This window comes from Glycomyces amatae (genome assembly GCF_020991375.1).
Taxonomy (GTDB): Bacteria; Actinomycetota; Actinomycetes; order Mycobacteriales; family Micromonosporaceae; genus Glycomyces; species Glycomyces amatae.
The window spans coordinates 139375-154328 of sequence record NZ_JAJLQZ010000006.1 but is presented as its reverse complement, the minus strand read 5'-3'; the positions used below and the strand labels follow the sequence as shown (position 1 = coordinate 154328).

The following is a 14954-nucleotide window of genomic DNA, read 5'->3' as shown; positions in this document are numbered from 1 at the left end:
CTACCCGCCCCGCCGATAGTCCGTAATTAGTACCACGGGCAGGTTGACTTCGCCCACCCAAGCCTGCGGCGCGAGCGAACGGGTGGCACCCTTGTTGCATGACGTCGGAGCTAGCCAGCCCAGCATCGGTGCCGTCCGCAGCAGCGAAGGACGCCGTGTTCGACCCTGACTCGTGGTACGCCGAGGAGATCGAGCGCACCATCATCACCGAGGACGAGATCCGAGCGAAGGTCGCCGAGCTCGGCGACCGGGTCTCGGCCGACTACGCCGGCACCGACGAGGTGCTGCTCGTGGGCGTGTTCAAAGGGGCGGTCATGTTCATGGCCGACTTCGCGAGGGCGCTGAGCGTCCCGGTGAAGATGGAGTTCATGGCCCTGTCCTCGTACGGGAGCTCGACCACCTCGTCGGGCACGGTGCGGATCCTCAAGGACATCGACTCGGATGTCGCGGGCAAGCACCTCCTCGTGGTGGAGGACATCATCGACTCGGGGCTGACGCTGTCGTGGCTGCTCAAGTACCTCGAGGGGCTGCACCCGGCCTCGGTCGCGGTGGTCTCGATGCTCCGCAAGCCGGGCGTGCAGCGGGTCGACATCCCCGTGAAGTACCTGGGCTTCGACATCCCCAACGAGTTCGTCGTGGGCTACGGCCTCGACTACGCCGAGCGCTACCGCGAGCTCCCGTTCGTGGGGGTCCTCAAGCCCTCGGTGTACCAGAAGTAAGGCCCCGCGACCGCCCGTCCCCGACGGCCCGCGCGATGCGCGGGCCGCTTTTATTTCGCTACAAGCGGAACGCCCCGCCCGCGAACCCCGAACCGTCGCACCCGCCGGGCGCACTTCGGAACCGGGGGCGCCGCGACGGCGGGCGCCCGACACGCCGCGCTGCCCCGATCCCGGCAGCAGGCCACCGACCACAGGCCACCGAGAACCCGCCGCTCCGCTTCCTAGCCCCGAACGATCGCATCCGCCGGGCCGTCCCGCTCCGCGCACCGCGAATCGTCGGACCCTCCTGGCATCCTGGAAAACCGGGGACCCGTAACCCTGCCGCCTAGGGGCCTTCGGGCTGCCCGGCGGCGATCCGCCGCGCCGCGAGCCTGCCGCCCGACCGCCGCACCGCGACGCCCCCGGGAAGAAAGGCCGGACCCTGGCCCCGCCAGTCGGCCACCAGCGCGTCGAGCGCGTCCAGATGCCGGTGGTTGAGCTCGGCCCCGTTCACGCCCGACTCCAGCGCCCAGGCCCGCAGCACCCGCTGCCGGACCGGGCCCGGCAGCGCCCCGAGCCGCTTCGCGTCCAACCCGTCCGCGCCGCTCGCCCCATCGCCTGCCGCGCCGCCACCGCCGGCCTCGCTCGGCGCATCGCCTCCCGCGCCGCCTCCTGCGCCGCCTCCTGCGCCGTCCTTCGCCGCGCCCCCGGCGCGGCACTCCTCCAGCGCCGCCGCCCCCAGCGCGTCCAGGTGATCGGTGTCGGCCGCGACCAGCGCCGCCGTCCGCGCCAGGTTCGGCACCAGGCCCTCGCCGAGGACCCCCACGAGCGCGTCGAGCGCCGGCCGCAGCGCCGACCGCAGGAACCGCGGGTCCGCGTTGTGCGGATCGGCCCACGGCTCCAGCCCCCGCTCGGCGCACGCCGCATGCGTGTCCGACCTCGCGACGCCCAGCAGCGGCCTGCGGTACCGCCCGCGCACCGCCCGCATCCCGGCGATCCCGCGCGGCCCGGCCCCGCGCACCAGCGCCAGCAGCACCGTCTCGGCCTGGTCGTCCCTGGTGTGGCCCAACAGGACCGCGGCCGCGCCGTGCCGTTCGGCCGCCGCGTCGAGGGCCGCGTACCGCGCCTCGCGGGCCGCCGCCTCCGGGCCGCCCGACCCGCCCACCGCGACCGCGACCGCCTCGGCCGGGTCGAGCCCGACCGCGCGCCCCCACGCGGCCACGTCCGCCGCGCGCCGGGCCGAACCCTCCTGCAAGCCGTGGTCGACGCTGACGAGACCCGCCCGCAACCCCATGCGCGGCGCGCAGAACGCGAGCGTGTCGGCCAGCGCGAGCGAGTCGGGCCCGCCCGAGCAGGCGGCCAGCACGAGCGCGTCCCCCGGGAGGTCGGCGAGGGCGCCGCGGACGGCGACGCGCAGCCGCGCCACCGGGGGCGGCAGTCTAGCCACGGCCGACGCGGCGCGGCGCCGGGCTCCGCCCTTCGACGACGCGCGCGATCCACTGCTCAGGGCGGTCGATCTCGGCCTCGGTCGGCAGGTTCGCCGGCGCCTCCCAGACGCGGTTGAAGCCCGCGACGCCGTGCTCGGCGACGACCTGCTCGACGAAGCGCCGCCCGGCCGCGTACTGGCGCATCTTCGCGTCGAGGCCGAGGAGCTGGCGCACGAACTTCTGGAGCGTGGTCGGGTTGGCGCGCCGCCGGTCGAAGCGGCGCCGCAGGAGCGCGACGTGGTCGATGGCGGTGCGCCCGACCCCGTCCATGACGGCCTCGGCGTGGCCCTCCAGGAGGGTCATGAGTGCCTGGATCTGCGAGATCGCTTCGCGCTGTTCGGGACTGGTGACCGCGGACATGACGTCGAGGCCGGAGGCGTCGGGCCCGGGAGGCCCGGCGGGCCGGGTGCTCGGATCGCGCGGCGCCTCGTCCTCGCGGGCGGCGGCCAGCGCGCGGCGCACGGCGAGGGCGAGCCCGGCGGCGGAGGACCGGTCGGGTTCGGCCGCGTCGAAGAAGGTGTGGATGAGGCCGTGGAAGTGGTCCCGCATCCAGGGGACGGCGGTGAACTGGACGAGGTGGGCGGCCTCGTGCACGGCGATCCAGAGGCGGAACTCGCGCGAGGGCAGGCGCAGCCGCCGTTCGACCTCGACGATGTTGGGGGCCACGAACAGCAGGCGGCCGGTGTCGGTGGAGAAGGTCTCGAACTGGCCGAGCACGCGGGAGGAGAGGAAGGCGAGGACGGCGCCGGCCTGGACGCCGGCGAGCCGGGCGGCGGTGCCGACGGGGGCGTCCGGGTGGTCGTCCTCGGCGCCGAGCTCGATGAGGAGCCGGCGGAACCCGGCGATGTTGACGTTGCTCCAGCGGATGCGGTCGACGACGTCGACGGGGGTCTCGGCGGCGGGGGCGAGGCCGGTGTACGCGCTGACCAGGTCGATCGCGTGGCGGGCGTGGCGGTGGAGGTCGGCGACGACGTCGAGCGCGCCTTCGGGGCTCATGCGCGGCCCGCCGCGGCTGAAGGCCCGGGAGCAGGACGCGGCGGTCTGCCAGTCCACTGACGGCAGCATCGGGTTTCCTGCGGGCGGCGCCATTGGCCAAGCCTATCCAGAGCGCAGTCGTCTCGCCACCATCACGGGCGAGACCGGTCGAACCGGCGCGTTTCGGGGCGCGGCCCGCACGGAAAAACAGATGCACATATTCACCATCTTGAAATCTATCTCCCGTTGATGCTAGGTTCTCCACAGGCTCGCAATATTTTGCAGGATTGCGGGCAGGATTTGCAAAGGGAGCAATGATGCCTCATTCCATTCCCAGGCGGTGCCTCGCCGCCGCGGGCGGGGCCGCCCTCGCGGCCGCGGCGGTCCTCGCCGGCCTGACCGCCCCCGCCGAACCGCCCGCCCCCCAGCCCCTCGACGCCGCCCCGGCCGCCACCCTCTCCAGCGCCGCTCTCAACAGCGCCGCTCTCAACAGCGGTGACTCGATCCTCAACATGTTCGAGTGGACCTGGAACTCCATCGCCGCCGAGTGCGCCGGCCCGCTCGCCGGCTCCGGCTACACCTACGTCCAGACCTCGCCCCCGCAGGAGCACATCCTCGGCTCCGACACCACCCCCGGCGAAGAGGACGCCTGGTACATCCACTACCAGCCCGTCAGCTACGAGCTCGAGTCGCGCCTGGGCACCCGCGCCGAGTACGCGGCCATGATCGACGCCTGCGAGGCCAACGGCATCGGCGTCATCGCCGACGTCGTCATCAACCACATGGCCGCCGGCTCCGCCACCGAGACCCGCTACGGCTCGGGCGGCAGCGAGTACCGCCAGTTCCACTACCCCGCCGCCGGCTACGACGCCTCCGACTTCCACAACACCGGCTCGTCCTACTGCGAGATCGACGACTACCAGGACCGCGACGAGGTCCAGACCTGCCACCTGGTGGGCCTCAACGACCTCGACACCTCCCAGACCGACGTGCGCGAGACCATCGCCGCCTACCTCGACGACCTCACCGGCCTGGGCGTCGCCGGCTTCCGCGTCGACGCCGCCAAGCACATGTCCGCCACCGACCTCGCCGCGATCATGAACCTCGTCGAAGGCGACCCCTACATCGTCCAGGAGGTCATCGGCGCCCCCGGCGAGCCGATCACCGAGGCCGAGTACACCGGCATCGGCGACGTCCAGGAGTTCAGCTACGCCTACGACCTCAAAAACCACGTCAACGGCGGCTCCGAGGCCCGGCACCTGACGACCATGGGCACCTCCTGGGGCTACACCTCGCCCGCGGGCGTCTTCGTCACCAACCACGACACCGAGCGCGGCTCGCAGACCATGAACTACAAGTACGGGCAGGACTACCTGCTCGGCGAGGCGTTCATGCTCGCCTACCCGTTCGGCACGCCCGCCTCCTACACCGGCTACGAGTTCGCGAACTCCCACGAGCCCCCGCCGCTCAACGGCGACGGCACGGTCGCCGACGTCGACTGCGGCGCGGACGCGTTCACGTGCCTCCACCGCTCGCCCTACATGGCCGGCATGTCCGGGTTCCGCGCCGCCACCGCCGGCGAGGCCGTCGTGCACACCTGGGGTTCGGGCGACGCCTTCGCGTTCGGCCGCGGCGACACCGGCCACGCGGTCTTCAACGCCTCCGGCGGCCCGATCACGCGGACGTTCACCACATCGCTGCCCGACGGCTCGTACACCGACGTCATCTCGGGCGGCACGGTCACGGTCTCCGGCGGGGCCTTCACGGCGACCGTGGCCGCCAAGACCGCACTGGCGATCTACGTCGGCAACGAGGGCGGCGGCCCGGGCGGCCCCGGCGAGACGCCGGACGACTGCGTGAACGTCACCGCGCACGTGACGGGCACCAGTGTCGGCGACGAGGTCTACATCGTCGGCTCCCTCCCGCAGCTGGGGAACTGGACGGCGGTCGCCTCGGGGCACCTCTCGGGCGCGGACTACCCGTACTGGAAGGGCGCCGTCGAGGTCCCGGCCGGGACGACGTTCCAGTACAAGTACGTCATCGTCCGCTCCAACGGGAGCTACACCTGGGAGTCGACCGGCAACCGCACCGCCACGGTGCCCGCCACCGGGTGCCTCGAACTGAACCAGGCCTGGAACACCGCCTGACCAGTGCGGATGCGGCGGGCCCCGGGCGGACGCCCGGGGCCCGCCGCATTCCTGAAGCCGTCTTCAGGCGCCTTAAGCCTGCATTCAGGTTCGCCGCGCCACCATTGCCCCATCGCGAAATCCCGAGCGGATCCCCGACAGGAGCAGAGCGAAGCAGAGAGGAGACCGGCCACGACACGATGAAACCGCCCCCGCAGGCCCGGCGCCCCGCGCCGCAGCCGAGCGACCGTCAGCACCGGCAACGACCACGGGTGGGAGGGGCGGGGGGAGGGGAGGGGAGGGGCCCCAGTTCCGCGGATCAGCAGCCGCACGTGGCGACGGCCGCCGTGATCTCGTCCATCGCCGTCTCGACCGCGTTCTCGCCGCTCGTGTGCCCGTTGCTGATGAGCGAGAAGATGACCTGCCTGCCGTCCGCGGTGGTCAAGGTACCGGTCAGCGAGATGACGCCGGAGGGCTCGGTGAGCGTGCCGGTCTTGGCGCGCACGATGCCCTTGCCGTCATCGGCGGTCTCGAACCGGTCCCACAGGGTCCCCGAGTACCCGGCCACCGGCAGCGACTCGAACACCGACGAGGCCTGCGAGCCCACCGCGCCCAGCAGCAGCTGCGTGAACGCGTTCGCGGTCATGCGGTCGGTCGGCGACAGGCCCGAGCCGTCGTGGAAGACCAGCCCGGCCGTGTCCACGCCCAGGTCCTGGAGGGTCGACTGGTGCGCGGCGGCCATGGCCGCCCAGGTCATCTCGCCGCCGACCACCAGCGCGGTCTGGAGCGCCACCGCGTCGGACAGCAGGTTGTCCGAGGTGAGGATGAACGAGTCCACCAGGGCCGCCAGCGGTGCCGAGTACACCGCGGCCAGCTCGGCCGCGCCCTCCGGGGCGGTGCCGGCCTCGACCTGGGACGCGCCGAGGACCTCGGCGAACTCCTGGGCGGCGACCAGCGCGGGGTCGGTGTGGTGGGGGGAGTATTTCAGGGTGTTGTCCGTGCGGCCGCCGTCGACCATGATCGGGGCCATCGGCGCCGTCGAGGTGTACAGCTCGCTCATCGTCACGCCCGCGGCGTTGACGGTGTCGGTGAACACGCTCGTGTCCAGGTAGACGGTGGTCGGGACCGTGCCGCCGCGCGCCTCCAGCACCAGGCCGGCGAGTTCCGCGAGGCTCGCGCCCGCGGCGTAGTCGGTGTAGTAGCCCTCGCCGTCGATGGTCAGCGTCGGGTCGCCGCCGGCCACGAGCACCACGCTGTCCTCGGTCGGCCCCTCGACCACCGTGGTCGGGATGCGGTACTCCGCGCCGAGGTTCTGGAGCGCGGCCACGGCCGTGACCACTTTCATGGAGGACGCCGGGGCGAGCGGTGTGGTGCCCTCCTGCTCGAAGAGGACCTCGCCGGTCAGGGCGTCGGCGAAGGACGCCGAGGCGCTGCCGTTGAGCCGGTCGTCGTCGAGCAGCGCGGGCAGGACCGAGGCGAGGTCGGGGACCGGCGCGTCGGTGTCCGAGGAGGCCAGGACCGGTGCGGGGTCGGCCGGGGGGTAGGCCTCGGGGGGCGTGAACGTGCCGGTCGCCGGGTTGGCGACGGCCGCGAACTGCCACACCAGGCCCCCTGCGGCGGCTACGGTGACCACGACGGCGAGGCCCGCGAGGACGCCGGTGAGGGCCCGGCGGCGGCGCGCCCGGCCCGGCTGCGCGGGCTTCGGGGGGACGGTCGCGGCGGGTCCGGCGTGTGGCGCACTACTCGCGACCTTGGGGTCGGCGTTGTCACTGAGGGACATGCACAGAGACTAGGCCATCAAGAGCACTGCATTCGAGCCTGGAGGAGGTCGGCCGATGGAGTTCGACGTGACCGTGGAGATCCCCAAGGGGAGCGCCAACAAGTACGAGATCGATCACGAGACCGGACGCATCCGGCTGGACCGGACCCTGTTCACGGCGACGGTGTATCCGGCCGACTACGGCTTCATCGACGACACGCTGGGCCAGGACGGCGACCCGCTGGATGCGCTGGTGCTCGTGGAGCCCACGTTCCCCGGCTGCGTGATCCGGGCCCGCGCGATCGGCATGTTCCGGATGCGCGACGAGAAGGGCGTGGACGACAAGGTGCTGTGCGTCCCGGCCGAGGACCCGCGCAAGGACCGTTTCAAGGACATCGCCGACGTCCCCGAGTTCGACCGCCTGGAGATCCAGCACTTCTTCACGGTCTACAAGGACCTGGAGCCCGGCAAGAGCGTCGAGGGCGCGACCTGGACCGGTCGGGCCGAGGCGGAGGAGGAGGTGCGCCGCTCCTTCGAGCGCGCCAAGGCCTCCGGTTACCACTCGAACCACTGAGCCGGCGCCGCCGGCCGAGCGACGGCGGGGCGGCCCGGGGCGAAAGCCCGGGCCGCCCCGCCGTTCGTCGTGATCACGCCCTCGGCGAACGCCGTTCAGCTCGGCTTCAGATTCCCCGACGCATCATGTAGGCCAGGGGGCCTCTGCGCGAAACGCGTGGGTAGCTTATGCGTTCACGATGTCGAGGAGCCACGGCTTCGAGCGCGTCGCCGGTTCGCTGAGCTCGACCTTCCAGCCCTGCGCCGCGAGGAAGTCGCCGAGGTCGGCGGCCGACTCGGGGCGGGCGCCGCCGGCGAGGAGCGCGCGGGCGACCTCGCCGCGGGTGGCCTTGGCCATGTGGGTGACGACGCTGCGCTTGCCGTCGGCGTCCTCTTTGAACACGCGGACGGAGACGCCGCGGTCTTTCGGGCCCCACACCTGGGCGTACGCGCCCGAGCGGAGGTCCACGATGAGTTCGTCGCGGGCGCCGAGGACTTCGGCGACGGCCGGGCGCCACAGCTTCGCGAGGCCCTCGGTGCCGGGGAGCTTCGCGCTCATCGGCATCCGGTAGGGCGGGATGCGGTCGGAGGGGCGCAGGAGCCCCCACAGCGGGGAGGCGATGAGGACCTGCTCGCCGTCGGGGAGGTCCCCGAGGCCGAGCCGCTCGTAGAGGACGCCGTTGTACAGCTCCCAGGCGGCGAGGGTGGGGGCGGTGCGCAGCGCCCGGTTCGCCTGGACGTAATGCCGTTGGGTGCCAGGCAGTTTCAGCGCCTTCGCGGCGGTCTCCTCATCGGCGCACAGTTCCACCAGGCGGTCGACGAGGAGTTCGCGGACGGGGTTCAGCGCCGGTGAGGAGAGTCGCCCAAGGTCGAGGGGAGGACCGTCGCCTTGACCGGCCTTCCCTTCTGACGGCGGCAGCAATATGAGCACAGCAGGCGAGTCTACCTGCTCGTCCGCCCGCATCCGGAAGGGCCGTGCCGGGCGGCGCGCCCTGTTCCGAGAGTCCTTGCGGTATCACCCGACCAGGGGTGTACGGGCTTGACTCGATGGTTTATAGTACATATGTTCGATCTCAGCGGGAGCGGGCCCGACCCCACCGAGGGCTGCGTGTGACGCGGGACCGAATAGGCGCGGCGGCGGTGCTCCGCGACTGCCGCCGCGCCGTCCACCAGCGGCGGTGCCGAGCCCACACCGCCCGCCGCAGGCTCCACCGCCACCGGCCCGGCGGTGGAGTCCGGCCTCAGACGGCCCGGTGCGCGTCACGGCTTCGGCGCCCGGCCGAGCGGTCCGGTTCCCATCATCTCTCGAGCCTGTGACAATCCGAGTGCCGCAGGCCATCCGGGCCCCGCCACTCGCGTCGTCCCCAGGTCCGATGCGGTAAGGTCCCCGGTGGGTCTATAGCTCAATTGGCAGAGCTGCGGACTTTTAATCCGTAGGTTGAGGCTTACTCCCGCGGAAATCAGCCCCTAACAAGCTGTGAAAATGAACTCTGACCGGCCTAATCACCGGTCAGAGGCCTTTTTCGTCGTGCGACCGATGGCGGCTGAATGCGGCCAAATGCGGCTGTCCATGGATGGGCTGTGGATGAGGGAGAAGGGGTGTTAATGTGGACAGATACGAGAATCTGCTTGCAACATCCATGACTCCAGGAACATCGCAAGCTTTTGCTGTTGGGCGTTGCGGCGGACGGTGGTCGCCCGTCGGCCTGTCGCAGGTTCGAGCCTTCGGGCGGGATACCAACAGGTCAGCGCCGTTCAAGATACTCGGCAAACTGGTTTTAACCGGCCCGTTCTCGGCTCACCTCATGTTAGCGAGAATCTTGAGTGGGCAGGAAGCGCCCGGCCCACCCAATCGCCGCGACGACCTCGCTTACCGCCTTCGCGAGCGTCGGCCTCGCCCCGGCTCGGCCTACCGACCGGACCACACCCATCGCACCCCTTTCTCGGAGCACGTGCTGGGGCTGAATTTATCGCCGGAACGGCCGACCCGTCCATACGCATCGCAACCGGTACACTGTCCATGTCTCATAGCAGAGCTGACCCAACCACATCAAATTCCCTAATTGCCCCTTATTTCCATTTTAGGATGGTTACCACTTTGTCGGGTTCTGAAATGATATTGGCCGCTCTTCTGGCCGGCGCCTCTGCCGGAACTGCCTCAACAGCAAGCAAGGCAGTGCAGGATGCGTACGAGGGCCTCAAAGCTTTGGTTCGTTCCCGGTTCGAGGCAAGGCAGTGGAAGGAGCACCCCAGCATCGAAATGGCTGAGACGAGCGCCCTTGATCCCGAAGTCGTTCGCGCCTTCGACGCCGCCGGGCTGGCTGATGATGCCGAAGTTCTTCATGCAGCACAAGTGGTGCTGTCGCAGCCGGAGGTGCGGAAATCGCGGGCCCGCGTATTTGTCAGCCATCGCGCTTCAGATGCAGTCACCGCTCGAACACTCGCGGAGGATTTCGAAGCTCGTGGCATACCAACTTGGTTGGATGCCTGGGAGATCAACATCGGCGACTCGATCGTAGAGCGTATCAACGACGGGCTGGCGTCCGTCGAATATGTAGTGGTCTGCTACTCGGCCGAGGGTGTCTCATCGCCTTGGATGGGGCGCGAGTGGATGTCAACCCTGGCACGGCAACTCGAAGGTCGCTCTGTTCGGCTGCTGCCCGCAATGCTTCCCGGTGGACAGGTCCCGGAGATTCTAGCCGATCTCCTGTACGCCGACCTTGCGAATGACTGGGATCACGGGGTCAATCAACTTTTGGCCGCGATGCGGTAGCACATGTCTAGGCAGCCCCTGTATATCTGTGCCGCCAAGGGCGAGGAGAAGCTGGCCGAAGAGCTGGCCCTCCCTCTTCGTGATGCAGGGTATGCCGTCAGCCACGCCGGAACCCTCCTCGTCGGCGAGTCCATGCTGGAGCAGGCCCGCCGCGGGTTGCGGAAAGGAGTACCAGTGGTGGTCTGCGGGACGATCAAGGCAGCCGGCACTGGTATGCCGAGACTCATCGTCGACTCCGCGCGTGGGCTGGCCCGCAACGTCTTCGTTGTGAAGATGGAGGAGGAGGCTGATCTCTCGGGCTTCGCCTTGGAAACAAAAATCGCCGACTACGTGCAGAACCCCACCCAGGCCATTAACGAACTCAAAGACGCTCTAAAGGTAGCGTTTCCGCCAGACCAACCGCAACCAGCACCGGCTGCAGCGCAAAGCTCTGACCGTGGCTTCCTGGACCAGCACACCGACGTCCACACATTCGACGCTGCCACTCTCAGAGAGTTTCGTGAACTTCTCCGACCTGACGCTGCCATACGGTTCCCCGCATCTATGACAGACCTAGAGTTCCTTCAGCACGCGTCGTTGTGTGATGAGGGCAGACTCACCCGAGCGGGCGTACTCATGTTCGGGAAGACGCTCGCCGTAGAATTTCCGGCAGCCTCCATCCAATGTGTTCGCTACCGCGGAACTGACCGCTCAGCCCCGCGGGAGTCGGTGGTACTCGCTGGCACGTTGCCCACTCAAATCTCCGAAGCTCGAACCTTCGTCGAACAACACACGTCGCATAGCGAAGCTCCGCGAGCCGACCAAGCAACAGCGGGGATTACCTACGGGTACCCGATGATCGCTGTCAGGGAGATCATCGCAAATGCCGCCGTGCACCGTGATTACACGCAGTCCGAGATGGCCTGCCATGTGCGAGTGTTCGATGATCGGATCGAGATTTCTAGTCCCGGTCAATGGATTGGCCAGGAACTCAAGGAAAACGCTGTCGTAAGTCTCGGCGAGTTGGAAGGGCACTCCATTCGACGGAATATGCGACTGGCGAACACGCTCGCGATGGCACGGTTTGTAGAGGGCGAAGGAAGCGGAATTCCGTCAGCTGTGTCCGATTGCAAGAGCAATCGAGCTAAGCCCCCTACTGTAACCGTCAAGCAAGGCTTCGTAACAGTGACAATTTGGCCAAACCCCGAGGTCCTCGCAGATTCTTGGCTTTTTGGCGCCGCTGACAGTTGGCGGGCAGCAAGCGATGATGGAGAACCGAACGCTGTTCGAATGCCGCATTTTGACTCTCGAATGATTATCGGTTCGGTTCCCTCCGCAACGATTGACTTCATCGAACCAGCGAGCTATCGCGATCTCGCTTCTGCCCTCGAGAATGATCATATCAGCATCCTTTCGGGAATGGGCGGGGTCGGAAAGACGCAGATTGCAATTCGATATGCAAACCTAGCATGGAGACAGGGTGCTCTTCAACTGCTGTGCTGGGTGAATGCAACCTCGCGAGAATCCATTATTTCCGCGTACGTCGAAGCCGCAGATCGCATCCTTCCTTATAGCAACAAGGATCCGGAAGAGCGTGCGTACGAATTTCTAGCATGGCTTGCACAGCCGCAGAGCCCGAAATGGCTAATTGTTTTGGATGATCTCGTAAATCCTTCAGATATTGCGCGACTTTGGCCACCAAACACATCAAAGGGTCGTTCGATAATTACGACTCGCCGCCGAGATGCAAGCCTCGTTTCGCATGCTCGCTCTTTCCTGCACATTGATGTTCTTACCCCGCAACAGGCAGGAACATATCTAGTGCACCGTCTCGGTGGGGATAAGATCACCCTTGCCGAATCGACCGATCTAGCTAATGAGCTCGGATACCTCCCGCTTGCCCTGGCGCAAGCCGCCTCTTATATCAAAGACCACCCTGGCATGACTATTGCGCTATACCGCTCAATGCTTGCTGATGAGTCAACCAAACTGTCTGAACTTCGGCCTGAAGTTCTTCCTGATGACCAACTAGTCTCGCTGGGCGCGGTATGGATGATGTCTGCAGACCTTGCCGCCGATAGACATCTCGGAATCCTGCCGCTTCGCATCCTCCAGTTCATCAGCTTTCTCTCACCTTCCGGGATTCCAGCAGAACTCTTTAGAACTGATGCTGCATCGGATTTCCTCACAGGCGACGTCAGTCGAAATGAAAATGCCGCTCTCCTCAACCGAAAAAACATCTTGGAGGCACTAAGCCGTCTCCATCGACTTAGCTTGCTGAACTATGATGGCGAGACTATTCAGATCCACGTTCTGACGCAACGTGGCATCCGGGATTCACTTTCTCTCGAAGAGATCAATGCAATTAGCTCTGCGGCAGCGGACGCGTTGATCGAACTGTGGTCGACTGAGCCACTGAACGCGTCAGAATCAGTGTTGCGTGACAATAGCAATTACCTGTATGCGTACGCATCTGGCGGCTTGATCATTGAGTCAGTTCATCCTCTTCTTTTCAAAATCGGTAATAGCCTCGGGTACTCCGGGCATGTGCCGCAGGCTATTTCGTTTTTCGAAAGACTCCATGACATCCTCATTGATAGATTTGGTAATAACCACACAGAATCACTCCATGTACTTAGAGAACTCGCGAGCTGGCAAGGCGCCTCAGGTGCCGTAAATCTAGCTCTAGACGGTCTCAGTAAAGTGTTTCAAGGCCAATGCCAAATCCTTGGCGCCAATAACTCAGAAACTCTTCAGACCAGGATTCGACTCGCGAACTGGCGCGGCAAGGCGGGGGACGTACTCGGCGCCGTTTCTGAATTTGGAGCGCTATTTCAGGATCTTCAACTGACGCTTGGCTCCGCTCATCCCTATAGCCTTGAAGCGCGCAGCAGCCTTGCTAAATGGCGTGCCGAGGCGGGAGATCTGATGGGCGCATCTCGTGATTTCGTGGAGGTGCTAACAGACATGCTCCGTGTCTTGGGGCCGGATCATCCCAACACTCTCCAAACTCGGGCTAATCTGGCCTACTGGCGAGGTGAAGCAGGAGATGCAACAGGCGCTATGGCCGGATATGCGGCAACTTTGGATGATCTCGAGCGCGTGATGGGTCCTGACCACCCTTATAGTCTTATCGCCCGAAACAATCTCGCGCATTGGCGAGGAGCAGCCGGCGATGCGCGCGGTGCTCTCAACGCAACCGAGAGCCTGCTGCATGACGCGCTGCGGGTGCTGGGGCCTGATCACCCCGACACCCTCTCCACCCGCAGCAACCTCGCCTCTTGGCGTGGCGAGGCCGGAGATGCGACGGGAGCCACCACCGAACTCGCCTCCCTGCTCCAAGACCAACTGCGGGTGCTGGGGCCTGATCACCCCGACACCCTCTCCACCCGCAGCAACCTCGCTCAATGGAAGGATAGAGCCAGTTCAGACACTGCTACTGCCGAGGGCGACGCGCTTCAGAGTCAGATCGCCGATGCTCACATTCACGCGGTCAAACAGCTTGGCTCAGACAGTCCAGGGGTTCGCATCGCTGGGCTCCACAATCTCGAAAGCATTGGCAACCAGCACGCGAATCTGAGTCAGATAGTTCTGGACGAAATCTGTGCGTACCTCCGGATTCCCTCTATATCGGCGGCGCCAGCGACTAACAGTCCACACTTTTCCAGTCAAGTCGAACCGATGGGGCTTCCGTTGCCCGACGAATATAACAACGGTGCCGAACGGGAGGTCCGCCTGGTCGCACAGGAGATTCTGCAGCGCCACCTCAACCCGGAGCTCGGCGAGGACCTTTACTGGCCGCACTCCCGACTGAACCTGCGAGGCGCCCAGCTTGAGCAGATCGACTTCAGCAGTTGCCGCATAATCGACGCCGATTTCATGGGCGCAATCTTCAACGGTGGCGCGGACTTCGGCGACGCAACCTTCTCGACCTCCGCGAACTTCGGCGACGCAATCTTCAACGGTGGCGCGGACTTCGGCGACGCAACCTTCTCGACCTCCGCGAACTTCGGCGACGCAATCTTCAACGGTGGCGCGGACTTCGGCGACGCAACCTTCAACGGCGCCGCGTACTTCGAGGGCGTGATCTTCAATGGCGCCGTATACTTCATGGCTGCGACCTTCACCGGCCTCGCATACTTCGGAGGCGCAACTTTTAACAGCCTCGCGAGCTATGAGGGCGCGACTTTCACCGACGGTGTGTACTACAGGAGCACGGCCTTCAATGCTGCCGTGAGCTTCGAGAACGCGACTTTCACCGACGGTGTGTACTACAGGAGCACGGCCTTCAATGCTGCCGTGAGCTTCGAGAACGCGACTTTCAATGATGACGCGGTGTTCTCATCAGCTAGATTCCATAGCCGAATCATCGGAGCAAACACCAGCTGGTTTGGACTTCTCGAAGGCCAAGACGCACTCCTGATTATGGATGCTGAACTTAATCTGCCTCAGGGATGGCGCTTGGAGCCAAGTCCTACTGAAGCCGGACTGGGCAAACTTACACGGGTTCCTGAGATAAAATCAGAGCCCATCTAGGACCAGCCCGGCTTCTTGCAGTGCTCGGGCGGGATACCAACAAACCCGCACGAGCAAAGATCTTCGAAA

The 14954-nt window shown here is 66.3% G+C and carries 9 protein-coding genes; 5 read left to right on the top strand and 4 right to left on the bottom strand.

The window, feature by feature from the left end; translation table 11 throughout:
- Nucleotides 1–98: 98 nt before the first annotated feature.
- Nucleotides 99–719 carry a hypoxanthine phosphoribosyltransferase gene (gene hpt / locus LO763_RS11840; RefSeq protein WP_230602285.1) on the top strand — a complete coding sequence of 207 codons (621 nt, stop codon included), beginning with the start codon at nucleotides 99–101 and terminating at the stop codon, nucleotides 717–719.
- Between the two features lie 325 nt (nucleotides 720–1044).
- On the opposite strand, the gene tilS is transcribed toward hpt, so the two are convergent.
- Together tilS and LO763_RS11830 are read right to left on the bottom strand one after the other, a co-directional pair.
- Nucleotides 1045–2145: a tRNA lysidine(34) synthetase TilS gene (tilS, locus tag LO763_RS11835; RefSeq protein WP_369431969.1), complete on the bottom strand. Its 1101-nt coding sequence runs from the start codon at nucleotides 2143–2145 to the stop codon at nucleotides 1045–1047.
- Nucleotides 2138–3250 (bottom strand): zinc-dependent metalloprotease, encoded by a 1113-nt coding sequence (locus tag LO763_RS11830; RefSeq protein ID WP_230602279.1) that lies wholly within the window; start codon nucleotides 3248–3250, stop codon nucleotides 2138–2140. The genes tilS and LO763_RS11830 overlap by 8 nt, the downstream gene beginning before the upstream one ends.
- 227 nt (nucleotides 3251–3477) lie before the next feature.
- On the opposite strand from LO763_RS11830, the gene LO763_RS11825 reads away from it, so the two are divergent.
- Complete coding sequence (locus LO763_RS11825) at nucleotides 3478–5307, top strand: carbohydrate-binding module family 20 domain-containing protein (protein ID WP_230602276.1); 1830 nt, start codon at nucleotides 3478–3480, stop codon at nucleotides 5305–5307.
- A 298-nt stretch (nucleotides 5308–5605) separates the two neighbouring features.
- Here the strand turns inward: LO763_RS11825 and dacB are convergent, their stop codons facing one another.
- On the bottom strand, nucleotides 5606–7066 hold the full coding sequence (gene dacB / locus LO763_RS11820; protein WP_230602273.1) for a D-alanyl-D-alanine carboxypeptidase/D-alanyl-D-alanine endopeptidase: 1461 nt from the start codon (nucleotides 7064–7066) through the stop codon (nucleotides 5606–5608).
- A gap of 55 nt (nucleotides 7067–7121) precedes the next feature.
- Between dacB and LO763_RS11815 the strand changes: the two genes are divergently transcribed.
- Nucleotides 7122–7619 (top strand): inorganic diphosphatase, encoded by a 498-nt coding sequence (locus LO763_RS11815; RefSeq protein ID WP_230602270.1) that lies wholly within the window; start codon nucleotides 7122–7124, stop codon nucleotides 7617–7619.
- Nucleotides 7620–7784: 165 nt separating this feature from the next.
- On the opposite strand, the gene LO763_RS11810 is transcribed toward LO763_RS11815, so the two are convergent.
- The gene (locus LO763_RS11810; RefSeq protein WP_230602268.1) at nucleotides 7785–8528 is read right to left on the bottom strand and encodes a YaaA family protein; all 744 of its coding nucleotides are present in this window, start codon (nucleotides 8526–8528) and stop codon (nucleotides 7785–7787) included.
- Nucleotides 8529–9683: 1155 nt separating this feature from the next.
- Here LO763_RS11810 and LO763_RS11805 point away from each other — a divergent pair.
- Together LO763_RS11805 and LO763_RS11800 are read left to right on the top strand one after the other, a co-directional pair.
- On the top strand, nucleotides 9684–10370 hold the full coding sequence (locus tag LO763_RS11805) for a toll/interleukin-1 receptor domain-containing protein (protein WP_230602267.1): 687 nt from the start codon (nucleotides 9684–9686) through the stop codon (nucleotides 10368–10370).
- A gap of 3 nt (nucleotides 10371–10373) precedes the next feature.
- Nucleotides 10374–14885: a pentapeptide repeat-containing protein gene (locus tag LO763_RS11800; protein WP_230602266.1), complete on the top strand. Its 4512-nt coding sequence runs from the start codon at nucleotides 10374–10376 to the stop codon at nucleotides 14883–14885.
- Nucleotides 14886–14954 lie beyond the last annotated feature (69 nt).